The sequence below is a fragment of the Micromonospora sp. DT53 genome, assembly GCF_049841535.1.
GTDB lineage: Bacteria > Actinomycetota > Actinomycetes > Mycobacteriales > Micromonosporaceae > Micromonospora.
In genome coordinates this window covers 77,839-102,694 of sequence record NZ_JBNCKM010000009.1, presented here as the reverse complement: position 1 = coordinate 102,694, position 24,856 = coordinate 77,839, and the positions used below count along the sequence as shown (strand labels likewise).

Below are 24,856 nucleotides of genomic sequence, written 5' to 3'. Positions count from 1 at the left end.
CGTCGTGGCGCTGGACTGGCTACGCGCCATGCCCGACCGACATGATCGATGAGCCGGGACCTAGCCCAGGACCAGGCCGAGGTCGGGTTCCGGGTCGGGGGTCGGGCCGGGGATCTTGTACTCCTCGGTGAGGGTGGTCATCGGGCCGGGCCAGGTCGCCTGGGACACCTCGATCGGCTTGCGGTGCGCGTCGTACGCGACGTGCAGCAGGTGCAGCACGGGAGTGTCCGGGCGGATCTGGAGGGTCTCGGCCTCCTCCCGGCTCGGCTGGCGGGCGCTGATCGTGTCGGTGGCCGAGACGTACCGCCGTCCGATGGCTTCCTCGGCCTCCTGGTAGAGCGGCCGGCCGAACGCCTCGGTGCGCTCCAGCGAGGTGCCGGCGGTGTCGCGGGGCAGGAACCAGGAGGCGCCCACCTCGACGGGGGAGTCGTCGGTGCGGACGAGGTGTCGGCGGCAGAGCAGGGTGGTGCCGTCGGACACGCCGAAGGCGTCGGCCACCTCGGCGGGGGCGGGGGCGGGCCCGACGGAGACGAGTTGTTGACGGTATCGGGCGGCCAGGTCGGTGTGGTAGCCGCGGAAGCCGCCGTACCGGCCTCGGGAGAGGCGGTTGAGGCGGCGGCGGGTGCCCCGGACGTACGTACCGGAGCCGGGTTTGGTGATCAGGATTCCCTCGACCCGCAGTTGGTCGACGGCGCGTTGCACGGTCTGCTTGGCGACGCCGAACATCTCGGCGATGGCCGGGATGGACGGCAGCCGCTCGCCCGGCCCCCAGTCGCCGCGGCGCACCTGGGCCTTGAGCTGCGCGGCGATCTGTCGGTGCGGGAACTCGGCGGCCCCGGGATTGATCTGCACACCCGCCTCCTTGATCACATCTAGGTTCCTAGGATGCCCCAGCGAGTGTGACGCCGCTACCCCAGACACGCGAAAACGGGCCTCCGAACCACAAAAGGTCCGAAGGCCCGCAGCGAAGCAGTGCTACCAGGAGCCGGCGGTGGGGCCGGCCGAACCGCCCCGGCGGCGCAGGTACTTCTCGAACTCCTGGGCGATCTCGTCACCGGTCAACGGGGTGATCCCCTCGTCGCCGACCCGTTCTTCCAGCTCGCGGACGTATTCGCCCAGCTCGGCGTCCTGCTCCGCGGCGCTGCGCACCCGCTGCTCCCACTCGGCGGACTCCTCCGCCAGGTCGGCCATCGGCACCGGCAGGTCGACGACCTCCTCGACCCGGTGCAGCAGGGCGAGGGTGGCCTTCGGGCAGGGCGGGTTGTTGGCGTAGTGCGGCACGTGCACCCAGAACGAGACGGCGTCCACCTCGGCGCGGGTGCAGGCGTCGTGCAGCACGCCGACGATGCCGGTCGGCCCGTCGTACCGGGTGGGGGTGAGCTGGTAGCGCTCGGCGGCCTGCGCGTCGGAGGCGCTGCCGCTGATCGGCAGCGGCCGGGTGTACGGCACGTCGGCCAGCAACGCGCCGAGCAGCACCACCCGTTCCACCTCCAGGCTGTGGCAGATCTCCAGCACCTGCTCGCAGAACGTCCGCCAGCGCATGCTGGGCTCGATGCCCCGGATCAGCACCACGTCACGGTCGGTGCCCTCCGGGCTGGCCACCATGAACCGGGTCGTCGGCCACTCCACCCGTCGGGTCTCCCCGTCGGCCATGGTGATGGTGGGCCGGCTGACCTGGAAGTCGTAGAAGTCCTCCGGATCCAGCTCGGCGATCTGCCGGGCGTTCCAGACCTGCTCCAGGTGCTCGACCGCGGCGGTGGACGCGTCGGCGGCGTCATTCCAGCCCTCGAACGCGGCGATCGCCACCGGGGACCGCAGCACCGGCAGTCCGTCGAACTCGGTCACGCCGTCACCTCACCCTGCTCGTCGCGGCTGGCGCCGGGACCGCGCCCGGTCGTCATACCGTGGGGCACGGTGGCGTCCCTGTTGTCCTTCACGTCCGCCAGCCTACGTGCAGGGCGAGGGTGCGGCCCGTCGGCCGCGCCGGTCGGCCGCTCCGACAGCCGGTCATACCCGAACGAACCAGACAGCGTGATCCCCGTGACACAATGGGAGATCACCCAAGTGTGGGCCTGGAGTCCGGGCGAATCGCACTAACCTGAACGGGTGCGGACTTCATTGATGGCTGTGCTGGCCGAGCGGATTCTCATCGCCGACGGCGCGATGGGCACGATGCTGCAGGCCGCGGACCTCACCCTCGACGACTTCGACGGGCTCGAGGGCTGCAACGAGATCCTCAACGTCACGCGCCCGGACGTGGTGCGCGGGGTGCACGACGCCTACCTGGCCGCCGGTGCCGACTGCGTGGAGACCAACACCTTCGGCGCCAACCTCGCCAACCTCGCCGAGTACGACATCCCGCACCGCATCCGCGAGTTGTCCGAGGCGGGCGCCCGGATCGCCCGGGAGGCCGCCGACGCGGCCAGCACCCCGCAGCGTCCCCGGTTCGTGCTCGGCTCGATCGGGCCCGGCACCAAGCTGCCCACCCTCGGGCACGCCGCCTACTCGACGCTGCGCGACGCCTACCAGGAGAACGCCGCGGGTCTGATCGTCGGCGGCGCCGACGCCTTGATCATCGAGACCTGCCAGGACCTGCTCCAGGTCAAGGCGGCCGTGGTCGGGTCGAAGCGGGCGATGGTCGAGCTGGGCCAGTCGGTGCCGATCATCTGTCACGTGGCCGTGGAGACCACCGGCACCATGCTGGTCGGCAGCGAGATCGGTGCGGCCCTCGCGGCGATCGAGCCGCTCGGCGTCGACCTGATCGGGCTCAACTGCTCGACCGGCCCGGCCGAGATGAGCGAGCACCTGCGCTACCTGTCCCAGCACTCCCGCATCCCACTCTCGGTGATGCCGAACGCCGGCCTGCCGGTGCTGACCGCCGACGGGGCGTACTTCCCGCTGACTCCCGTGGAGCTGGGCGAGGCCCTGGACCGGTTCATCACCGAGTACGGCGTGGGGCTGGTCGGCGGCTGTTGCGGCACCACCCCGGAGCACATCCGGGTGCTGGCCGAGCGGCTGCACGGCGTCACCGCCCCGGCCCGCGAACCCCGGCACGAGGCGGGCGTCTCCTCGGTCTACCACCCGGTGCCGTTCGCCCAGGACGCGTCGGTGCTGATGGTGGGGGAGCGGACCAACGCCAACGGCTCGAAGGCGTTCCGGGAGGCGATGCTCGCCGGCGACTGGCGGGCCTGTGTGGAGATCGCCCGCAGTCAGGCGCGCGACGGCTCACACCTGCTCGACCTGTGCGTGGACTACGTCGGCCGCGACGGCACGCAGGACATGCGGGAACTGGCCGGCCGGTTCGCCACCGCGTCCACCCTGCCCATCATGTTGGACTCCACCGAGCCGAACGTGGTGGAGGCCGGGCTGGAGATGCTCGGCGGCCGCTGCGTGGTCAACTCGGTGAACTTCGAGGACGGTGACGGCCCCGAATCCCGGTACGCGCGGGTGATGCCGATCGTCCGCGAGCACGGCGCGTCGGTGGTGGCGCTGCTCATCGACGAGGAGGGGCAGGCCCGTACCCAGGAGTGGAAGGTACGGGTCGCGGCCCGGCTGATCGACGACCTGACCGGCCGGTGGGGCATGGACCGCGCCGACATCCTGATCGACGCGCTGACCTTCCCGATCGCCACCGGGCAGGAGGAGACCCGCCGCGACGGCCTGGAGACGATCGAGGCGATCCGGGAGATCTCCCGCCGCTACCCGGGCGTCAACTTCACCCTGGGCATCTCGAACATCTCCTTCGGGCTCAACCCGGCGGCACGGCAGGTGCTCAACTCGGTGTTCCTGCACGAGTGCGTGCAGGCCGGCCTGACGTCGGCGATCGTGCACGCCAGCAAGATCCTGCCGATGTCGAAGATCCCCGACGAGCAGCGCGAGGTCGCCCTGGACCTGGTCTACGACAGGCGCCGCGAGGGGTACGACCCGGTGCAGCGTTTCCTGGAGCTCTTCGAGGGCGTCGACGTGACAAGCGCCCGGGCCAGCCGGGCCCAGGAGTTGGCGGCGCTGCCACTGGACGAGCGGCTCAAGCGGCGGATCATCGACGGTGAGCGCAACGGCCTGGAGGCCGACCTCGACGAGGCGATGGCCGGCGGCCGCTCCCCACTGTCGATCATCAACGACATCCTGCTGGACGGCATGAAGGTGGTCGGTGAGCTGTTCGGCTCCGGCCAGATGCAGCTGCCGTTCGTGCTCCAGTCCGCCGAGGTGATGAAGACCGCTGTGGCCTACCTGGAACCGCACATGGAGACCGCGGAGGACGGCGGCAAGGGCCGCATCGTGCTCGCCACCGTGCGCGGCGACGTGCACGACATCGGTAAGAACCTGGTCGACATCATCCTGTCCAACAACGGCTACGAGGTGGTGAACATCGGCATCAAACAGCCGATCAATGCCATCCTGGACGCCGCCGAGCAGCACCGCGCCGACGCGATCGGCATGTCCGGGCTGCTGGTCAAGAGCACGGTCATCATGAAGGAGAACCTGGCCGAGATGGCCACGCGCGGGGTCGCCGAGCGTTGGCCCGTCCTGCTGGGTGGGGCGGCGCTGACCCGCGCGTACGTCGAGGACGACCTGCGGTCGACGTTCCCCGGTCAGGTGCACTACGCGCGGGACGCGTTCGAGGGTCTGTCCCTGATGGACAGGGTGATGACCGCCAAGCGCGGCGGCGCCCCGGTGATCGACCCGGAGCGGGAGGCGGCTCTCGCGGCCCGGCGGGCGCGCCGGGAACGGCAGCGCTCGATGGTCACCACGTCGCTGCCGGAGCTGCACGACTCCTCGGTCCGCTCCGACGTGGCCGCCGACGTGGCGGTGCCCACTCCGCCGTTCTTCGGCACCCGGGTCGTCAAGGGCGTGCCGATGGCCGACTACGCGGCGTTGCTCGACGAGCGGGCCACCTTCTCCGGGCAGTGGGGGCTGCGTGGCGTCCGGGGCGGTAGCGGACCCTCCTACGAGGAACTGGTCGAGACCGAGGGCCGACCGCGCCTGCGGTACTGGCTGGATCGGCTGATCGCCGACCAGGTCCTGGAGGCAGCCGTGGTGTACGGCTACTTCCCCGCGTACTCCGAAGGCAATGACCTGGTGGTGCTCGACGAGAACGGGCACGCGGAGCGCGCCCGGTTCTCCTTCCCCCGCCAGCGGCAGGAGCGGCGGCTCTGCCTGGCGGACTTCTTCAGGCCCCAGGGCGACCAGCTCGATGTGGTCGCGTTGCAACTGGTCACCGTCGGCCAGCCGGTCAGCGAGTACGCGGCGAAGCTGTTCGCCCGCAACGAGTACCGCGACTACCTGGAGGTGCACGGGCTCTCCGTGCAGCTCACCGAGGCCCTCGCCGAATACTGGCACCAGCGCATCCGCGCCGAGATGACCCTGCCCGACGGCCGTCCGCTGGGGCACGACGACCCGGCGGACCTGGCCGGCATCCTGCACAACGACTACCGGGGCTGCCGGTACGCGTTCGGCTACCCGGCCTGCCCCGACCTGGAGGACCGGGCGAAGATCGTGGATCTGCTCGGCGCGGACCGGATCGGCGTCGAGTTGTCCGAGGAGTTCCAGCTCATGCCGGAGCAGGCCACCGACGCGATAGTGGTCCACCACCCGGAGGCCAACTACTTCAACGCCAAGTAACGGGCGCGCCGCCGGGCTAGGAGCTGTCCGTTCCATGGCGTAGTTGGGCGAAGGCCCGGTCCGCGTCGGCGACTGCCTCGGGCTGGACATCGCGTGCGGTCCGCCCGTCGGCGATCTTCTGCCAGTTGGTCCGGGCCAGTACGCGTCCCGGCGTTCGAGGTCCTTCGGAGACGGCGGGGTGTCGGTCGAGCGGCTGTCGCCTACGAACCGTGTCCTCACCGGATGGGGACGTGGAGGTCACGGAACGGGCCGATCTTGACGGTGAGGGTGGTGGCGGTGTCGGGTAGGGCGAAGAGGTTCCAGAACTCGCGGGTCTGGCCTGGTGGGAATTTCTCGGTGCTGATGCGGACGCCGGAGAGGGGTGTGCATGCGCAGTAGAAGTCCGTGCCGTTGTCGGTCGGGACCTCTAGGCGGCCGGGTAGGTACTGGCGGCGGGCGGCGGCGTCGGTGACGCGGATGTTGGTGGCGGCCTGGTACTTGTACGCCTCCCAGTCCTGAGCGTGGTGGAGGTCTCTGAACCAGGCTTCGGACGAGCCTTCATTGGTGATCGTGTAGGTGAGCAGGCCGAGGCCTCCGGGTAGCCGGCGCAGGCCGGTGACCTTCATGGCGATGGGTTGGCCGTCGGCCTTGGTGCTGCCGGTCAGGTCGGTCGCGCCGGTGGTGGTCGTGGCCCCGGGGTTCTGGGCAGTGGGTTGAGGTTTGGGGAAGGTCACGGTGACGCGGCGGTTGCGGCGTTTTCCCTCGTCGCTGTCGTTGCTGTAGAGCGGGCGGCGTGAGCCGTGCCCCTCGGTGTGGAAGCGGACCCCGTTTCTGGTCAGCAGCGTTGTCAGGGCGTGTTGTACGGCTTGGGCGCGGCGCAGCGACAAGGGGTCGTTGATGGCGTCGGTGCCGGAGGAGTCGGCGTGCCCCGCGACTGTCACCACCGTGGCGGGGGAGGCGTCGATGAGCGTCGCTGTGCGGGCCATGACCGATTTGGCTTTGGGGGTGAGGGTGGCCTTGTCCACCGCGAACAGCACGTCGGCGGAGAGGTTCACCTGGAGGTCCTTGCCGTCGTCGGCGGTCTCCTCGGACTTGTCCAGGGATTCGGAGGGGAGGATGAGGCGGCGGGTGACCGTGGTGACGGGTTCGGCGTCGGGGTCGGGAAAATCGCCGGCCGGGGCTTCGTCGCTGATGGGCACGTCGAGCATCGGCGGGCCCACTGGGGTGACGACGGTGGTCGTCGTGGGGTTGCCTGACGGTGCGGGCAGCACCGCGTAGACGGTGATTGACCGGCCAGGGTCGATGAAATGGCCGAGGCCGTCGCGGTCGCGGTCACTGCACAGGCAGGGGGACCCGACGGGCTTGTACGGCAGGAGCCAGCTGCGGGCCTGTGCGTCAAGGACGCCGATGCCGGAAGCCCACTTGATCTCGCCCAGCGGACGCGTGTGGTCGCCCATCTCGCCGGCCCAGGGCAGACGCTTCTCGGTGCCGGTGTTGGACAGGCGGATCTGGGCGATGAGGTGCCTGCCCTTGACGCGGTTGAGACCGACGACCTCGACCTTCAGGTTCTCGGTCATGGTGCTGCGGGTTTCGGCCAGGGCCGTGCCGGCGGTGGCGGTGGCGGTGGCGGCCGGAGTGTTGGAGGGGCGCGGCGACGGCGAATCCTTGTTCGGCGGCCCCCCGCACCCGACCATTGCCAGGGTGAGTACGGCGCTCAGGGCCAGCCCTCGACTGGACCTGGGGGAGGCGTCCTGGCATCGGAAATGACGGAGCTTGGTCATGATCCTCGTTTGCGGTCGGCGCGGTTGGTCGTGAGTGGACCCGGGCGGCGCAGCAGGTTGTAGCGCACACGGTTGTTCGGATCGGGCCGCGCTCGTTGTTCCGGCGTATGCCCTGCCTTTCAACCTTGGTCTCAGCCCACGCACCGGACGAAGCTCCACCCCGTTTTGTGACAGCCGCGAGCCACGACCACCTCCCGCGCCGGGACTATCCAGGGTGGAAATTGCCGGCGCACATCCTGTAGCGCTCACTACAACTAGAACGATCGCTACGGTAGATTTGTGGCAACGGCGTCGTCAAGGTCGCGGCGAGGCGAGAGGTGCGTGCGGCATGACAGAGACAGGGACACGGCCCCCGCGCAGGAAGCGCGCCAACGGCGTGGAGTCGCGGCAACGCATCCTCGACGCCGCCGTGCAGATCGCGAGTGAACGCGGGTATGAGGGGACCTCGATCGCGGCGGTGAGTGCCCGCTGCGGGTTGCCCGCGAGCTCGATCTACTGGCATTTCAGGGACAAGGACGACCTGCTAGCCGCGGTGATCGAGCGCAGCTTCGAGACCTGGCTGGCGGCCGTCGACCTGCCCGGCGAGGAAACCGGTACGCCGCTGCAGCGAGTCGTCGCCGTCGGCGCGGCGGTGGCCGCAGCGCTCGTCGACGCCCCCGACTTCCTGCGCCTGGGTCTCATGCTCGCCTTGGAGCGGCGGCCCGAGGAGCCCCGCGGGCGGACCGTGTTTCTCCAGGTCCGCGAGGTCGCCCGACAGAAGTTCACCGAGGTGATCGAGACGCTGCTGCCGGACCTCGATCCGGCGGACGTGCGGACCGTCGTGACGTACGCCCTGGCCGGGGCCGACGGACTGTTCCTGCAGCGCGAGATCCACGGCGATGCCGTCGATCTCGCGGCGATGTTCGAGCTGCACGCGCGGCTGGTCTACGAAGCGGCTCTCCGGATGGCAGCAGGGGCTTCCCCTGACCACGCCAAACCGTAGCTGCGGTCATCGGTGGTGGGGGATGGAGTTCACCGCCGTCCCTCAGCGGCAGTGAATAGCGCGTCGAGAGGAACCACCGCATGGCCGGCCAGTTGCCGAGGATCGACGTCCATCAGCACATCCTGCCGCCCTTCTACCGAGCCCTGCTCGCCGAGGCCGGCATCGCGGCGGCGGGCGGACGGGCGCTGCCCACCTGGACACCCGAGTCCGCATTGGACCAGATGGACCTGCTCGGCACCGCCGTGGCCCTACTGTCCGTCTCGACCCCCGGCACCAGCTTCCTCACCAGCCCGACCGAAGCCGGCGACCTTGCGCGGCAGCTCAACGACTACGCCGCGGGGCTGGCCGCCGAGCATCCAACCCGATTCGGGTACTTCGCCACCCTGCCGATGCCGCACATCACTGCCGCCACCACCGAGGCCCGTCGCGTCCTCGACGAACTCCGCGCCGACGGCGTCACTCTGCTCGCCAACAGCAACGGTGACTACCTCGGCGGCCCCGACCAGGATGCGCTGTGGCAGACCCTGGACGAACGCGCCGCCGTCGTCTTCGTCCACCCCGCTGACCTGCCCGGACCAGCCATCGGCGGCATCCCACCGTTCGCCGCCGACTTCCTGCTCGACACCACCCGAGCGGCCTACCTCCTCGTCCGAACCGGCGTCCTCCGGCGATACCCCAGAATCCGGTTCGTCCTCAGCCATGGCGGAGGCTTCCTGCCCTACGCCTCACACCGCATGGCCCTGGCCATCGCCGCCGACACCGCACGCAGCCCGCTGGACATCCTGGACGACTTCCGCACCTTCTACTTCGACACCGCCCTGTCCTCGAGCCCGGCCGCCCTGCCCACCCTGCTTGCCTTCGCCCGACCCGGGCGTGTGCTTTTCGGCAGTGACTGGCCCTTCGCGCCCATCCCGGCAGGGCAGTACTTCGCCAACGGAATCGACACCTGCCTCGAACCCGGGCAACTGGGAGCGGTCAACCGCACCAACGCCGAAGCCCTCTTCCCGCGTCTGGCCACCGGTGGCACGGCTCACCCGGACCATCGGGTGGCCGCGCGCCTGCAACGGGCAGCGCAGCGGAGCGCCGCCCGATTCTTCTTCCGACTCGTCCAATCCGGCAACGGAGAAAAGCAGAGCCCGTGAGCGCCACGGTGGACCGTCCGCTCGGCGGCGTCATGACCTGGGGTGACGCGTGTCACGTCCTGTCAGGTGCCGGTGTTCCGCGGTGTCTTGGGGGCATGACAGCACAACGCACGCCACAAGGTCGTTGTCATCTGCTTGGCGGGGGCATCCAGTTGAATGCCGAGGTCCCGTTCCGTGACCACTGACGAGCATGCCGAGCGGTTCGTCCTGTTGCGGCCGCTGCTGTTCACGATCGTGTACGAAATTCTCGGCTCGGCCACCGAATCCGACGACGTGCTGCAGGACAGCTATCTGCGGTGGTCCCAGGTGGATCTGGCGACGGTGCGGGACACCAGGTCGTACCTGGCGCGGCTGGTGACCCGGCAGTCGCTCAACGCGTTGCGGGCGAGCGCGCGTCGTCGCGAGGACTACGTCGGCCCATGGCTGCCCGAACCGCTGCTGCTCGATGAGAACGACCCGTCCGCCGATGTGCTGCTCGCCGAGTCGGTGTCGATGGCGATGCTCGTACTGCTCGAAACCCTCACCCCCGATGAGCGTGCGGTCTTCGTACTGCGCGAGGTGTTCGGTTTCGACTACGACGAAATCGCCGAGGCGGTGGGCAAGTCCGTGCCGACGATGCACCAGGTGGCGCATCGTGCCCGCGAGCATGTGCAGGCGCGACGCAGGCGATTCCAGCCCCTCGACGCTGCGAAGGCCGCGCAGATCACTGAGCAGTTCATGACCGCGACGGCCACCGGTGACATGGCGGGGCTGCTCACCCTGCTCGCTCCAAACGTCGTCTGGACCGCGGACAGCGGCGGCAAGGCCACCGCGGCGCGCCGGCCGGTGGTCGGTGCGCAGAACGTGGCCGATCTCCTCATGCGCCTTTTCCGGACAAGCCGACAGATGGCGTCCATGCACATCCAGATGGCCAACTGCAACGGCGCGCCGGCGGTGGTCGCCCACATCGGCGACCGTCCTGAAGGCGTCCTCCTGATCGAGGCCATCGACGGGATGATCACCAACTTCTACGTCATCCGCAACCCGGACAAGCTCGTGGCGATGACGGTCCCGCGTCGGATCCGCAGGTAACGCTCTCAGGTCGGGCGGCAGCCGGTGCGCGGAGATCTATGCCGCCATCCATTCCGAAAAGCTCTCCCACGCCGATCGAACACTAAGGAAATTCATGCTGCGAAAAGTAATGACCTTGCCCAGTGGCAGGATTGCGAAATGGGCGATCGTGGCCGTCTGGGCCGCCCTGATGGTGCCGGCCTTCCTGCTGGCCGGCAGCCTGGGCGATGTTGAGAAGAACGACAACTCTGCCTGGCTGCCCAGCAACGCGGAGGCGACCAGGGTCCTCGACCAGGCGAAGAAGTTCCAGCCGGCCGAGACCCTGCCCGCGATCGTGATCTACGACCGGCCCGAGGGCGTCACCTCTGCGGACATGGCCAAGGCCCAAGCCGACGCCGACGCCTTCCAGGGCATCGAGAAGGTCGTGGGGCAGCCACAGGGGCCGTCGAAGTCCCAGGATGGCAAGGCCATCCTGACCGTGGTCCAGGTTGACGACGGTGATGAGGGCTGGGACGGGGCCCACACGGTGGTCGGCGAAATGACCACGATAGGTCAACAGAGCGCCAACGGTCTCGGGTTCCACGTCACCGGACCGGCCGGCTACGCATCCGACTCCATAACGGCCTTCAGCGGGGGAGGCGCCCTGGGGATGATCACGGCTTTGGTGGTGGTCTTCATCCTGCTGCTCACCTACCGCAGTCCACTGCTGCCACTGCTGCCGCTCCTGACCGCAGGCGGCGCCCTGGTCGCGGCAGAAGCGGTGATCTACCTGCTGGCAAAGAACGCCGGACTCGTCGTCAACACGCAGACCAGCCTCATCCTGACCGTACTGGTGTTCGGCGCCGCCACCGACTACGCGCTGCTTCTCATCTCGCGGTACCGGGAGGAGTTGCGGCGACACGAGGACCGGCACGAGGCAATGGCTGAGGCCCTGTACCGCTCCAGCCCCGCGATCGTCGCCAGCGCGGCGACGGTCGCCGTCAGTTTGCTGGTGCTGGTGCTGGCCACGCTCAACTCCACACAGGGACTCGGCCCGGCCTGCGCCATCGGCATACTCATCGGGCTGCTCGCCATGGTCACCCTGATGCCGGCCCTCCTGGTCATCTGCGGGCGTTGGATCTTCTGGCCAGCCAAGCCGTCGTACGGTTCGGTCGGGACGGCTAAGAACAGCATCTGGACGCGGATCGGCACCGCCATCTCCAGCCGGCCGCGAATGGTGTGGGTCGGCACCGCACTCGTCCTCGGCGTGATGGCGATCGGAGTGATGGGGCTCAAGGCCGATGGGATCCCGGGTAACAGTCAGTTCACCAACGAGGCGCAGGCGGTCGTGGGCGAGGAGATCCAGTCCAGGCACTTCCCCGCCGGATCGGGCGACCCCATCTACGTTGTGGCCAAGGCCGCCTCGGCGGAGCAGGTCAGGAGTGCGCTGTCAGGCATCCCGGGGATCGCCGACGTCGCGGCGCCAACGATCAAGGATGGCCAGGTGTTCGTGCTCGGGACGCTCAACGACCCTCCCGGCAGCAAGGCCGCGATGCGCACCGTCGAGCGGGCCAGAACGGCGATTCACCAGATCGAGGGTGCGGATGCCCGGCTCGGCGGCAGTACGGCGATCGCACTCGACACACAACAGGCGGCGGCCCGCGACGCCAAGGTGATCATTCCCGTCGTACTCATCGTGGTCTTTCTCATCCTCGTGCTGCTGCTCCGGGCCATCGTCGCACCTCTGCTGCTCATGGCAACTGTGGTGTTGTCGTTCGGAGCGGCGCTCGGCGTAAGCGCGTTGATGTTCAACCATGTGTTCGACTTCGCCGGGGCGGACGCGAACTTCCCACTCCTGGTGTTCGTGTTCCTGGTCGCCCTCGGGATCGACTACAACATCTTCCTGGTTACCCGGGTGCGGGAAGAATCGCAGCTGAAGGGCACCCGATACGGCGCGCTGACCGGACTGTCCGCCACCGGCGGTGTGATCACCTCGGCGGGTCTGGTGCTGGCCGGTACCTTCGCGGCGCTGGGATCGCTGCCGTTGGTCTTCGCGGCGCAGCTGGGGTTCGCGGTGGCGTTTGGCGTGCTGCTGGACACCATGATCGTCCGCTCGGTTCTGGTCACCGCGCTGACTCTGGACGTAGGCCGATGGATGTGGTGGCCCAGCAAGCTGTCCAAGCGCCACGAGCCCCTGCCGGCGACCGGCGGATCCGACCCCCAACCAGCCCTCGCGGGCGCGGGCGGGTGACATCCGTTCGGCACTGGCCCTCTGCCGCCGGCTGGGAGGTCCGGTTCCGGGGTCACGCCGCTCGGGAAACCAGCCGTGCGGTGCGGGGCCGGTAACCGCAGGAGGCGGGCGGGTAGTCCGCGGCAGGGGCGGACGGCCGCATGGTCGCCCGCCCCTGCCGCGGCGTTCCGGTGGCATCCACAAGATGGACGAGGATATGTGACACAAGGTGTCAGGTTTCGGATTGAGGATGGGCTTCATCGGGCCGGCGTCGACGGTCCGCGTGGTCCGACACCATGGACAGATAGATAGATGAGGAACGCCGTGCGCGAAACTCCAGAAGAACTCACCGAGCTTCAGGCCCTCCTTGACGACTCCCTCTCCCGCTCCGCCGCGCACCTCCGCTCGATCATCAACACCGAGCGCACCCTGACCGCGCGGCAGCTCACCCAGATCCTCACCGGCATGTGCACTCTCGCCCTGTCCACCGTGACGGCGAAGGGCGAGCCCCGGATCAGCGGTGTGGATGGGCACTTCCTGCACGGAAAGTGGCACTTCGGCACGGCGCGCGGCGCTGCCAAGGCTCGCCACCTCGCGGCGCGGTCCGCCGTCAGCGCCGCACACATGCGCGGGGAGGATCTGGGCGTGTTCACGCACGGCAAGGTGGAGACCCTCAACCCTCGCGACAGTGAGCCGGCCGCGGACTGGCCGGAACTGTTGGGGTACCTCAAGGACTTCTACGGCGATGACTTCTTCGACTGGGACAACGACGTCGTCTACTACCGGCTGCATCCGCACTGGATGACCGTCTTCGCCCCCGACACCGCGAAGCTCACCGCAGAATCCGAGACCTGATCCGCAGCACGGCCGCACCGCGTACGGGCGACGTGCTGACGGCTCTGGTGCAGCGAGCGCTCAGCGCCACCGATGACGGCCTGCCGGGTAACGGCGTGATCGATGTGTTCGGCACCTGTGGATGGGCCGCCGCGCCCGGGCCATGCCGCGTTGCGAGAGGGTGAACAAAGGTTGACTGCATTCGCACGGGACCTCGCGAGTATGGGACGCGAGACGATTGACGTGGTGGGGGCTCGCACCAACAATTTGCGGGACGTGTCCGTGAGTATCCCCAAGGGGCGGCTCGTCGCCTTCACCGGCGTGAGTGGCAGCGGCAAGACCTCGCTGGCCATCGACACCCTGCACAACGAAGCCCAACTGCGGTATCTGGAGGGGCTTTCGCCGTTCGTACGGCAATATATTACCCAGCGTAATCGGCCAAAGGTCGATCGCATCCTGGGCCTCGGCGCGACGCTCGCGGTCGACCAGCGCCGTCTGAACCGTAACCCCCGCTCCACGGTTGCGACGATCACCGGCATCGACGGGCATCTGGGGCTGCTGTACTCGCGTCTCCCGGGGATCGGCACAGATTCGGCTGCCGCGATCGAGGACGGGCGTCTGACGACCGCTCACTTCGACCGCAATACACCGGAAGGGAGTTGTGCGGACTGCCACGGTGTGGGTGGGCGCTGGCAGGCGGAGGAGGACCTGATCATCACCCACCCGGAGCTTCCGCTCTTCGAGGGGGCCTCGCCCTGGTACGCGAAATGGCGCTCGGGGGAACACGCGTTCGTACCGGCGCTTGCCGAGAAGCGGGGCGTGGACCTCGGCCGGTCGTGGCAGTCGCTGCCTGAGGAGTTTCGTCACTGCGTGCTCTACGGCACGGGCGACGAGAACATCGAGGCGACCGTCGACATGACGAACAAGAATGAGAGGGCCCTGGTGACCTACACCTCGAGCCAGCCGCTGCGGGGCGCGCTCGCCGAGGTGGAGCGGGTGTTTGTGAACGCCCAGACGTCCAGCGCCAAGCAGCGCTACCTGCCGTACATGCGCAAGCAGTCCTGCGGCACCTGCGACGGCAGCGGGTACGACCAGGTAGCGCGGTCGGTGCGGTTCGGTGGGCTGACGTACCCCGGCCTGCTCGAGGTGGAAGTACGGGAGGTGCGCCGCTGGGCGGAGCGCATGGCGGACGAGCTGGGCGCCCGGCAGCGGGAGGTGGGTGAGCCGCTGCTGCAGGACCTCGGTCGCAGGCTCGGAATCCTCGACCGGCTCGGCCTGGCCCATCTCCAGCTGTCCCGGAGCGCGGCGTCGCTGTCCGCGGGGGAGTTGCAGCGAACCCGGCTCGCCGCGCAGCTCAGCACCGAACTGAGTGGCATCATCTTCGTCCTGGACGAGCCCGGGACCGGGCTGCATCCGGCGGACAAGGCGCACCTGCTCGACATCGCCCTGGACCTGCGTGGGGCTGGCAACACGGTGCTCCTCGTCGAGCACGACCCTGAGCTGATCGCCCGAGCCGACTGGGTGATCGACATGGGCCCGGGCGCGGGCCGCTTCGGCGGTGAGGTCCTCGTGTCGGGGCCTCCCGCCGACGTGGCCGCCCACCCGACGTCGCTGACCGGGCGCTATCTGGCCGGTGAGGGGCCGCGGCTGCACCGGACCCGTCGCCCGGCCGGGGACGACACCGGCTGGGTGAAGCTGCGCGGCCTGCGTGCGCACAACGTGACTGCGGACCTGGTGAGTTTCCCGGCCAATCGGCTCATCTGCCTGACCGGGGTGAGCGGCAGCGGCAAGAGCAGCTTGCTCGGTGCGCTCGCGTCGGGTGTGGAGGCCGCTCTGAACGGGACGGCGACGGACACGGTGCGGGAGGTCACCGGCGTCGAGGAGTTCGGTTGGGTCGCCGTCGTCGATCAGGAACCGCTTGGGCGAACGCCGCGGTCCAACCCGGCGACGTACAGCAAGGCGTTCGACATCGTCCGGAAGCTGTTCGCCGAGACCGACATCGCGCGCGGGCGCGGGGTCAACGCATCCTGGTTCAGCTTCAACGCCGCGGGCGGCGGTCGCTGCGAGAGCTGCACCGGTTATGGTCGCAAGCTGGTCGACATGCATTTTTTACCGGATGTGTGGGTGGTCTGCGACGCGTGCGAGGGTCGGCGCTACCAGCCGGAGGCTTTGGACATCAGGTACAACGGGTTGGTCATCGACGAGGTGCTCGACCTGACTGTCGCCGAGGCCGTGCAGCGGTTCGCCGAGCCCCGGCAGCTCGCCGAGACCCTGGGGGCACTGGACCGGGTCGGGCTTGGCTATCTTCAACTCGGGCAGAGCGCCACAGAGTTGTCCGGCGGCGAGGCGCAGCGGCTGAAGCTTGCCTCCGCGATCCAGCGCGGCGCGGCGAGCCGCAAGGCCGGTCTCGTCATCCTCGACGAGCCGGTCTCTGGCCTGCACCCGTCCGACATCCAGCGGGTGGTGGACGCACTCGATGTGTTGCTGGACTCGGGCAACACCGTCGTGATGGCCGAACATGACATCCCCGTCGCCGCGTCTGCGGACTGGGTGATCGACCTCGGGCCGGGAGCCGGTCCGAGCGGGGGCGCAGTGGTCGCGGAGGGCACCCCGGACGACGTCGCGACGGCGGACACTCCGACCGCAGGCTTCTTCCGGCGGTACGCGGCGGGCCTGCCGCTCCTGGCGGTGCGGGACGGCGCACGTTTCTGAGAGGTCGGGGCGCTCACTACGTCGTCGCCCCGCCTCTCTACATCGACCTGGCATTGGACGCGCCGCAGGTTGCGATCCGGCGCAGGAACTTCCACGTCCCACCCGCCGAATACGAAGCGTCACGCGCGATGGCCCAACCCCCGCGCCGTCGTCGCGTGTTCGATCATGCGGCCTGGACCGTGAAGGCCAGCGCCGCCGAGCAGATGACCACCATCGCCGTCGCGTTCAGGAACAGGTTGCGGCCGAAATCGCGGGCGCGGACATGCGCCGAGACCGCCGCCACGAAGTAGCAGACCAGCGCCGCACACACGAGCACCGCCAACGGCGGAACCCAGATCCCGACGATGAGCCCAGCCGCTGCGGCAGCCTTGAGCGGAGGGAGAAGCTTCCAGAAGCGTTCGGGGAACCGGACGTCGATCAAACATTGCCGAATGAAGGCGACCGGCTTTACGCATAGCACCGCATCGCAGAGCTGGATCACTGCCAACAAGGCCAGCGGCCACCAGGGTTGCACCATCTCGAAGGACTCCTCAGGCAGCGGGTGGGATGTGCGCGCCCTCGCCGAGGACGTGCTTGGCCACCGCGTCGGCGCAGGGGGTGTGCGCGCGCCAGTGGAGGTAGCCGTCCGGGCGAATGAGCAACGCTGTGCCGGGCTTTGCTCGGTAGGCACGGCGAAACGTCCCGTCGCGGTCGATGACCACCCGGCCGGAGGACGACGTCGACCGCGCGGGCGTGATCAAGCAGGTGTGCACCTCGTCGGGAAGAGCAGCACGGTCGAGGCGGCTGGCGGAGGCGTCGCCGACGAGGAGCAGCGTCCATTGCGGTCCACGGAGCAGGTCGAACAGCCGCAGCGGCTGCCCGGTTGCGGCATCGACGAGGTGGGCATCGGGGGCCCGATCGCCGGGTCGGACGCGGCCGCCGGACAGCTCGTCGTCTGCCAGGGGCCCGTCGCGGTAGCCGATGTCGATCTGGGACACACGAGCGGTGAGCCTGCGGTTGATCGAAGGTCGGCTGAGTAGCGGCAGGAGCAGTCGTTGCACGGCGAACCGGACGAGTGGGTTGCGGTTGGTGACCACGTCGAGGATGTTGGTGCTGTGCGCCAACGCACGACGGGCGACGGGAAGGCGTTCGGCCGGGTAGGTGTCGAGCAGGGTGTCGTCGTGGCCGTTGAGGCAGGCGGCAAGCTTCCATCCCAGTTTGTAGGCATCTTGGATGCCGGTGTTCATTCCCTGCCCTCCGGTGGGCGGGTGCACGTGCGCGGCGTCGCCGGCGAGCAGGACTCGGCCGTGGCGGTAGTCCTCGACCATCCGGACGTTGACCCGGAAGTTCGACAACCAGGTCGCGTCGGACAGGCGGACGTGCGGGTGGCCGGTGCGTTCGTCCCACAGCCGTTGGAGGGCCTCCAGGGTGGGCTCGAGGTCGTCGCCGACGGTGATGCTCGCGCCGATCTGCCATTGCCCGGTCTCGGGCAGACCAGCCAGACCGAGGAACGACCCGTCCGTGCCGAGCCATGCGTGTGAGCGAACGGCTCCGTCGACGTCGGGGTGCCAACCGGCAACTGTGACATCACCGAGCAGGTAGCGCTGCGTCTCGTCGGACGAGCCGGCGAACTCCAGGTCGAGTGTGCGGCGCACGATGCTGTGCGCGCCGTCGCAGCCGACGAGGTAGCGGACGGTCAGATCCTCCCGGCCGCCGTCCGGTGTGGTGACGACGGCGCGCACCGCGTCGTTATCAGCGGTGAACGACTCGAGGCGGGTGTTGAACCGAATCGCGGAACCGAGTTCGTGCAGTCGCCGTGCGAGCAGCGTGGTGGTGCGCCACTGGGGAATCATGACGATGTTGGGGTAGGGCAGATCCGCCCGCGGCCCGGCGAGACCGGCGGGTATCCGCGCAAGGCGCCGGCCATCGCGGTAAAGGCTGATGTCCTGACGTGACTGGCCGTGTCTCAGAACCGCGTCAATGACACCGAGATCGTCAAGCACCTCCAGACTTCGAGGTTGCAGGCCCTTGCCTCGGGACTGCCGAGGCAGTGCGGTCGCGGCCTCGATCAGCGCCGCGCGAACTCCACGGCGGGCCAGATCGACCGCGAGGGCGAGCCCGGTCGGGCCGGCTCCGACGATCAACACATCGACAGCGGGCATCCGTCTCCTCTTTCTCGGCGATGAACCCCGGTAGCAGTCACGGTGCCCGGCGCGAGCGCAACAGCGACGGCACCACGGCGCCAATGCGCGGGCGGGGGCGCGGGCGGGGGTGCCCGAACGGGACCTCAGACATGGGGAATCAGGTCTGGCAGTAGGTCGAACACCGCACGTCGGCTGGCAGCGTCGAGCGGTGGGCGGATGGCGTTCGCTCCGATCAGGAGAAGATGCGGCAGCAGGGCGGCGGCGCGCGCCCGGGTCGGGTCGGGCACAGCGCGGTTCCAGAGGGTTTCGAGGAAGGTGAGCCGTGCGCTGTCGACGCGTTCGACCACGCCACGCGCACCGTCGTTCCCGATCGCCCACGCCCGCAGGGCCCGATCCAGCTCGGCGTCGAACAGCTCGTCGAGCCGCGAGGGAAGAGCCCGCAGGGCATCGACCGGATCGACGGTCGCGAGCTCGTCCGACAGCCCAGCGAGCAGAGTGACCTGCCCATGCTCGACATGAGTCAGCAACGCCGCGTGGAAGTCGGCGACCCCCGTGAAGTGGTGATGGAACGACCCCTTCGTCAGGCCGAGGCGGGCAGCCAGTCGGTCGATCCGCACGCCCGCCGGTCCCTCGTCGGCCAGTACCACGATGCCCTCGTCGAGCCACAGATCACGTGTTCCCATCAATGAAACATACCATACGGTATGGTATGCTTGAGGTGGGCCGAGAATCACGCACCCAAGGCAGCGGGGAGGGATACGGTGCCGCGCTCGTATGGCGTGATGTCGATGCTCGTGACGAGGCCGTCGTGCACGCCGATCCGGATCAGTGCGAACGGGTGCCCACCAGGTGCGATCACCGCTCCCGGGTGACCCTCAACGAGGACCGGGGCGGCGGCGGCGATGCGGTCCACGAACGCCCTGGTCTCCTTCGCGACCGCCCAGGCGCCCCGGACGACAGGCGCGGTGCCGTCCGCGAGGAATCCGAGGTCGGCCGTGCGGACGACGTCCGGCGCGAGGAGTGTGACGAGCCGCGCGATGTCGCCGCCACGCGCCGCGGCGAGGAACGCGTCGATGATCTCCATCTGGTGGGTGGACACCGGCAGGTCGACCGCACGAGCGCCCCGGAGCCGGATCCGCGCGCGACTCGCGAGCTTCTTCGCCGCGGCCACCGTCGTGTCGAGCACGGGCCCGATCTCGTCGAACGGGACGGCGAAGAGGTCATGCAGCACGTAGGCCACCCGCTGCGGGGGAGACAGTTCATCGAGCACGACCAGCAGCGCCCGGGAGACGTCCTCACGACGGACGAACGCCTCGTCGGCCGCGAGTTGCTCGCCGGGGATGTCGTCGGCCTTGAGCGGGACCTCGCGCCGGCGATGGCGGGCGCGAAGCTGGTCGAGGCACAGGCGTGCCGTCACCGTGGTGAGCCAGCCCTCGGGGTTGACCAGTTGCGCCGGGTCGGCCGACCGCGCGCGCAGCCAGGCGGCCTGCACCGCGTCTTCGGCATCGTTGTGCGAGCCGACGATGCGATAGGCCAACGACATCAGCCGGGCCCTGGATGCCTCGAAGTGTTCGACGAGTTCCACGTCTGGTCACCTTTCATACGTGCCGGGCGTCAGGAGGGGCGAGAGACCGCAACCTGATGAACCCGCGCACGTGGAGGCACCTATGAGCTTACCGAATGATCGATCGCGCCGGCGCGCGTCATGATCGCCGTACTGGGGGGCGTCCTGGTCGTCGCGACCGTCCTTTGCGCCCTCGCCAACGCCATCGAGGTGACCGCCAAGGTGATCAGAGCGGACTTCGTGATGCGCAACTGCGCCGAGGTCGGGCTGTCCGCGCGGTGGATCCCCTACCTCGCGGTGGTCGAGGGGGCCGGTGTCGTCGGTCTGGTGCTCGGCCTTCTCGGCGTACGTCCCCTCGGGCTGGCCGCAGCCGTCGGCCTCGTCCTGTTCTTCGTCGGCGCGATCCTGGCTCACGCCCGCGCGCGGGTGTTCCACAACATCGCGTTTCCCGCGGTCTTCCTCGTCCTCGCCGTCGCCGCGGTGGGGCATTTCGCGTCGACGACCGCCTGATCAATCGCGATCGGCCTTTGCGGTGCGCTGGGCAGGTTGGCGCCGGTTCGCCGGACATCCGTCCTCGTGCCTGGGTTGTGTGACGCCGCAGATCGCGCCCTGGAATCCGGTGACTTGTTGAGGATTCGCCAATGGCGATACTCACACTCAGTGCACAGTGGCCTGCAACCCGTCACGCATATGCGAGCATCGACGCACGTTACGTAAGTGCGGGCGTTGGGTGGTTGGGGGATCATGCCCAAGAGTCAGGTGCGGCGTGACCAGTTCGGAGACGTCCTCAGGACCCTCCGCTTGGAGCGGCGGCTGACCCAGGAGGAGCTTGCCGAGGCGGCCGGTTCCAGTGTCCGCGGCATCCGGGAGATGGAGCGCGGCCGGGTGCGCAGTCCGCAACGACGGACGGTGGTGCTGCTCGCCGACGCCCTGCGGCTGGCCGGGGCGGACCGCGACCGTTTCGTCGCCCTGGCCAGGGTCGAGCGGCAGCCGCACGACCGGGTGCCGGACGACCACGTCGCGGTGCCGGACGATCGCATCGCGATGCCGGACGACCACGCGGAGGTGCCACACGGTCGCGTGCCGGTGCCGCACGACCGCCCGGCGGTGGTCGTACCCGGGGAACTGCCCGCCGGCGTTCCGGACCTGGCCGGCCGGGCGGAGATCCTGGAACGGCTCTCGGCGCTGACCGCCGAGGTCACCGCAGGGCGGCCGGACACCGCCTCGGCGGTGGTGCTGCACGGGCCGCCGGGGATCGGCAAGACCAGCCTCGCCGTCGTCGCCGGACATCGACTCAGCCCGGCCTTCACCGGCGGGCAGCTCTTCGTCGACCTGCAGGGCGTCTCGCCGGACGGCCCGGTCGACCCGGCCGAGGCGCTGGCCGGGTTGCTGCGGTCGCTCGGGGTGCCGGACAACCGGGTGCCGGTGTCGCTGGCCGAGCGGGGTGGTCTGTTCCGCACCCTCACCCGGGACCGGGCGCTGCTGGTGGTCCTGGACAACGCCGCGAGCGAGGCACAGGTACGCCCGCTGCTGCCGGCCGGGCGGGGATGCCTCGCGCTGGTCACCTGCCGGCGTCCGCTGACGGGGCTTGCCGGTGCGGTCCGCCTGCCGCTCGACCTGCTCGCCCCGGCAGCCGGTCGACTGCTGCTCGCGGCGATCGTCGGTGCCGACCGGGTCGCCGCCGAGCCGATCGCGGCCGACCAACTCGTCAAACTCTGCGGCCGGCTGCCGCTGGCCGTCCGGATCGCCGGCAACCGCCTCGCCAGCCGACCGCAATGGTCGATCGGTTGGCTGGTGGACCTGCTCCACGACCAGCGTCGGCGGCTGACCGTGCTGACCGCTGGGGACCTGGGCGTCCGATCCGCGTTCGAGGTCTCCTACCGGCAATTGGACCCGATGGCCGCGCGGGTGTTCCGGCGGGCCTCGCTGATCCCCGGCACCGACTTCGAACCCGCGTTGGTCGCCGCAGTTGCCGGCATCGGCGAGGAGACCGCGGCGGCGGCCCTGGAGGAGTTGGTCGAGGCCGGTGTCCTCCTGACCGTGGGGGACCGGTACCAGTTCCACGACCTGGTCCGGCTCTACGCCCAGGAACGCCTCGACGCCGAGGAACCACAGGCTTGCCGGACGGGTGCGCACGATCAGATGGTCGGCTGGCTGCTGCGGCGTACCCGGCAGGCCGCCCTGATGTTCGAGCCGGACGCCTCTCGGGCCGACTCCCCGTTCGACGACGATCGGGCGGCGGCGTACTGGTTGGATAGGGAGTCCGGCAACTGGCTGGCGGCGCTGCGCGACGCGGCGCGGCGCGGTCGGCACGCCGACGTGGTCGCGGTCACCAGGGCTCTGCACTGGTACTCGGACGCCAACAGTCACCTGCACTCCTGGGACGAGATCTTCTCGCTGGGAGTGGCCGCGGCCCGGGCCGCCGGTAGCCCTCGCGACGAGGCCGTCCTGCTGAACTTCCTGGGCTGGGCCCGGTACTTCTGCCGGGACCGCAACATCGACGGGCTGGCTGCCCTGGACCGGGCGTTGGAGTTGGCCCGGCTGATCGGGGACCGCCGGGAGGAGGCGTGGGCGCTGACCTACACCGCCGCGATCCTCATTCGAATCGGCAGCGGTGTGGCGGCCGTCGACAATTGCCGCCGGGCCGTCGGCCTGTTCCGCGAGATCGGGTACGCCCTCGGCGAGAACGCCGCGGCGAGCGTGCAGGGCGGGGCGCTGGCCGCGCTCGGCCGGTTCGCCGAAGCTGCCGACCTGCACCGCGAGGTGCTGGCGTTCTACGGCCACGGCAGCGGTCTGAGCCGTACCGGCACGGCGGTGGCCAGGGCCGGGGCGATGATGAGTCTCGGGGCGGACCTGGCCGGGATGGGTCAGTGGCGAGCCGCCGCCGACGAGTACGCCCACGCCCGGCGGCTGTTCCATCGGTGCGGCGCGACGTTCAGCGAGGCCAACGCCATCCACCGGTACGGGTTGGCGCTCCAGGCGTTGGGTGAGGTCGACGCGGCGGCCGAGGCGCTGGGGACGGCGCTTGCCCTGTATGCCGCGCTGTCCTGCCCGTGGTGGGAGGCGCAGACCCTGTACGCGCTCGCGGCGCTGGCCGGCTCGGCTGCGGGCGGGGCCGCCGACGCCCGCCAGCTGCGCGAGCGGGCGCTCGACAGGTGCGGCGAACTGGACGCACCGGAGGTGCGGACCCTGCGCGCCACCCTGCGACGGGAACTGGCCGAGTTCTGACCGACGCGCACCGGGCCCCGCCAGTGATGCGGCGGGGCCCGGCGTCGGTGGACGGGGTCAGTTGCAGGTGGTGCCGTTGAGGGTGAACGGGGCCGGGGTGGCGGGGGAGCCGTTCGCGGTGAAGCCGAAGTTGACGGCGCCGCCGGTCGGGATGCTGGCGTTGTGGCTCTCGTTGGTGACAGTCACCGCCGCGCCGGTCTGCTGGAAGATGCCGTTCCAGTGGCCCTGCACGAGTTGTCCACTCGGGAACGCGAAGCCCAGCGACCAGCCGTTGGTGGCCGGGCCGTCGTTGTAGACGGTGACGCTGGCGCTGTAGCCGGTGACCCACGAGTTGGTGACGACGAAGGACACCCGGCAGGTGCTGGCGATCGGCGTCGCCGGCACGATGTTGCCGTAGTCGTCGCGGGCGGTGGCGAAGTCCTGGAAGCCGAAGCCCCGACCGGCCGATCGGGTGGTGGTGCCGGCGGCGAGCACGGTGCCGTTGGCGTTGACGGAGTAGACCGGGCCGCCACTGTCGCCGCCCCGCGCGGACTCCTGGCCGTCGAGCTGGGTGGCCTCGACGAGGTCCTCAATGTCGTCGTAGTGGAAGTCGACCCGCAGTTTGCAGACCGGACCGCCAATCGCACCCGCGGAGGTGTACCCGGACTGGCACAGCAGCTGTCCGGGGAAGACCTCGGTCCAGCCGACCACCTGGGCGCGGACCTCGTCATGCTGACCGCCGACGTAGAGGTGACCGCCGGGCGTCGGCGTCGAAATGATCATCGTGTCGTGGTCGTCGTTGCTGTCGACCGCGTAGCCGACCAGGGTGCCGGTGCCGGTGGTGGTGTTCCAGCCGACGTGCCAGGGCGAGCCGACGGCTCCGCAGTGTTCGGCGGTGAGCATGTAACCGGCGTTGGTGTCCGCGTTGCGTACGCCGAAGCCTGCGGTACACCCGGGCGTGGTGAACCCGATGCCCGCGCCGCCGTCGAACGGCGCGGAGTCGTTGGCCCGTGACCGTTCGACCATCCGGTCGCGTTCGACGATGCTGGTACGGACTCCGGTGACCGGTAGCTTCGGCAGTTTGGCGCCCGGGGTGTGGTCAACGGCGATCTCGATGCCGGTACCGTCTGTGCGCAGCCTGACCGAGTGGCTGGCGTCCGCCCGGTCGGCTTCCACCACCGGGGTGAGTTTGGCGGCTGCCTTGCGCAGTTCGGCGCGGGAGTAGGTGGCGTTGGCCACCTCGACCGGCGCGGTGCGGCGGGCGGCGGTGACGGCTGCGGCGATGTCGGTGGGCGGCGTACCCTTCCACCACAGGGTGACGTGGTCTTCGACCAGGCCGATGCCGGCATAGCCGCGCGCCGGTCCGCGTTCCACAGCGGTGCGGATGACATTGGCCGCATCGACAAGCGGGGCCTGGGCGACCATCTGGTCCAGGGTCTGTGCCGGGATGATGTCGAGGATGGAGTTGGCGGCCCCGGCGGCCCCCGGTTGGCCGGACTCCGCGTAGGCGGAGGTGGGGCCGGGGAGCGCCGTCGCGCCGACCAGGGCCCCGACGACCACCGTACGGGTGATCGCTTTCCGTATTGATGTCATGCCGCTGAGTCAAGCAACGCCCGCCGCCGGGAGACAGGCAGGACGCCCGGCAGGAGTC

Annotated in this window: 17 protein-coding genes; 9 read left to right on the top strand and 8 right to left on the bottom strand. The window is 69.6% G+C overall.

Features of this window, described 5'->3' with window-relative positions:
- Nucleotides 1-60: 60 nt before the first annotated feature.
- Complete coding sequence (locus ACLQ3B_RS25700; RefSeq protein WP_425783263.1) at nucleotides 61-852, bottom strand: GntR family transcriptional regulator; 792 nt, start codon at nucleotides 850-852, stop codon at nucleotides 61-63.
- Nucleotides 853-975: 123 nt separating this feature from the next.
- The gene (locus ACLQ3B_RS25695; RefSeq protein ID WP_030332815.1) at nucleotides 976-1,845 is read right to left on the bottom strand and encodes a PAC2 family protein; all 870 of its coding nucleotides are present in this window, start codon (nucleotides 1,843-1,845) and stop codon (nucleotides 976-978) included.
- Between the two features lie 276 nt (nucleotides 1,846-2,121).
- Here ACLQ3B_RS25695 and metH point away from each other — a divergent pair, with 276 nt between their 5' ends.
- On the top strand, nucleotides 2,122-5,622 hold the full coding sequence (gene metH / locus ACLQ3B_RS25690; RefSeq protein ID WP_425783492.1) for a methionine synthase: 3,501 nt from the start codon (nucleotides 2,122-2,124) through the stop codon (nucleotides 5,620-5,622).
- A 215-nt stretch (nucleotides 5,623-5,837) separates the two neighbouring features.
- On the opposite strand, the gene ACLQ3B_RS25685 is transcribed toward metH, so the two are convergent.
- Complete coding sequence (locus ACLQ3B_RS25685) at nucleotides 5,838-7,382, bottom strand: OmpA family protein (RefSeq protein ID WP_425783262.1); 1,545 nt, start codon at nucleotides 7,380-7,382, stop codon at nucleotides 5,838-5,840.
- 328 nt (nucleotides 7,383-7,710) lie between these two features.
- Here ACLQ3B_RS25685 and ACLQ3B_RS25680 point away from each other — a divergent pair, with 328 nt between their 5' ends.
- From ACLQ3B_RS25680 to ACLQ3B_RS25655, 6 genes are all read left to right on the top strand, one after another.
- Nucleotides 7,711-8,364 carry a TetR family transcriptional regulator gene (locus ACLQ3B_RS25680; protein ID WP_425783261.1) on the top strand — a complete coding sequence of 218 codons (654 nt, stop codon included), beginning with the start codon at nucleotides 7,711-7,713 and terminating at the stop codon, nucleotides 8,362-8,364.
- 80 nt (nucleotides 8,365-8,444) lie between these two features.
- Nucleotides 8,445-9,506, top strand: a complete 1,062-nt coding sequence (locus ACLQ3B_RS25675; protein WP_425783260.1) for an amidohydrolase family protein — start codon at nucleotides 8,445-8,447, stop codon at nucleotides 9,504-9,506.
- Nucleotides 9,507-9,680: 174 nt separating this feature from the next.
- The gene (locus ACLQ3B_RS25670; RefSeq protein ID WP_425783259.1) at nucleotides 9,681-10,577 is read left to right on the top strand and encodes an RNA polymerase sigma-70 factor; all 897 of its coding nucleotides are present in this window, start codon (nucleotides 9,681-9,683) and stop codon (nucleotides 10,575-10,577) included.
- Nucleotides 10,578-10,725: 148 nt separating this feature from the next.
- Complete coding sequence (locus ACLQ3B_RS25665; RefSeq protein ID WP_425783258.1) at nucleotides 10,726-12,786, top strand: MMPL family transporter; 2,061 nt, start codon at nucleotides 10,726-10,728, stop codon at nucleotides 12,784-12,786.
- Nucleotides 12,787-13,089: 303 nt separating this feature from the next.
- Entirely contained in the window at nucleotides 13,090-13,620 is a 531-nt protein-coding gene (locus tag ACLQ3B_RS25660; RefSeq protein WP_425783257.1) for a pyridoxamine 5'-phosphate oxidase family protein, read from the top strand.
- A 201-nt stretch (nucleotides 13,621-13,821) separates the two neighbouring features.
- The gene (locus tag ACLQ3B_RS25655) at nucleotides 13,822-16,311 is read left to right on the top strand and encodes an excinuclease ABC subunit UvrA (protein ID WP_425783256.1); all 2,490 of its coding nucleotides are present in this window, start codon (nucleotides 13,822-13,824) and stop codon (nucleotides 16,309-16,311) included.
- A 163-nt stretch (nucleotides 16,312-16,474) separates the two neighbouring features.
- On the opposite strand, the gene ACLQ3B_RS25650 is transcribed toward ACLQ3B_RS25655, so the two are convergent.
- The 4 genes from ACLQ3B_RS25650 to ACLQ3B_RS25635 all read right to left on the bottom strand — a co-directional run bounded on the left by ACLQ3B_RS25650 (nucleotide 16,475) and on the right by ACLQ3B_RS25635 (nucleotide 20,019).
- Complete coding sequence (locus tag ACLQ3B_RS25650) at nucleotides 16,475-16,828, bottom strand: DoxX family protein (protein ID WP_425783255.1); 354 nt, start codon at nucleotides 16,826-16,828, stop codon at nucleotides 16,475-16,477.
- Nucleotides 16,829-16,841: 13 nt separating this feature from the next.
- The gene (locus ACLQ3B_RS25645) at nucleotides 16,842-18,452 is read right to left on the bottom strand and encodes an FAD-dependent monooxygenase (protein WP_425783254.1); all 1,611 of its coding nucleotides are present in this window, start codon (nucleotides 18,450-18,452) and stop codon (nucleotides 16,842-16,844) included.
- A 125-nt stretch (nucleotides 18,453-18,577) separates the two neighbouring features.
- Entirely contained in the window at nucleotides 18,578-19,117 is a 540-nt protein-coding gene (locus ACLQ3B_RS25640; RefSeq protein WP_425783491.1) for a TetR/AcrR family transcriptional regulator, read from the bottom strand.
- Between the two features lie 47 nt (nucleotides 19,118-19,164).
- The gene (locus tag ACLQ3B_RS25635; protein WP_425783253.1) at nucleotides 19,165-20,019 is read right to left on the bottom strand and encodes a sigma-70 family RNA polymerase sigma factor; all 855 of its coding nucleotides are present in this window, start codon (nucleotides 20,017-20,019) and stop codon (nucleotides 19,165-19,167) included.
- Between the two features lie 120 nt (nucleotides 20,020-20,139).
- Between ACLQ3B_RS25635 and ACLQ3B_RS25630 the strand changes: the two genes are divergently transcribed.
- The gene (locus ACLQ3B_RS25630; RefSeq protein WP_425783252.1) at nucleotides 20,140-20,508 is read left to right on the top strand and encodes a DoxX family protein; all 369 of its coding nucleotides are present in this window, start codon (nucleotides 20,140-20,142) and stop codon (nucleotides 20,506-20,508) included.
- Nucleotides 20,509-20,742: 234 nt separating this feature from the next.
- A complete protein-coding gene (locus ACLQ3B_RS25625) occupies nucleotides 20,743-23,226 on the top strand; it encodes an ATP-binding protein (protein ID WP_425783251.1) in 2,484 nt (827 codons plus the stop codon).
- Between the two features lie 57 nt (nucleotides 23,227-23,283).
- On the opposite strand, the gene ACLQ3B_RS25620 is transcribed toward ACLQ3B_RS25625, so the two are convergent.
- A complete protein-coding gene (locus tag ACLQ3B_RS25620) occupies nucleotides 23,284-24,798 on the bottom strand; it encodes a cellulose binding domain-containing protein (RefSeq protein ID WP_425783250.1) in 1,515 nt (504 codons plus the stop codon).
- Nucleotides 24,799-24,856: the final 58 nt, after the last annotated feature.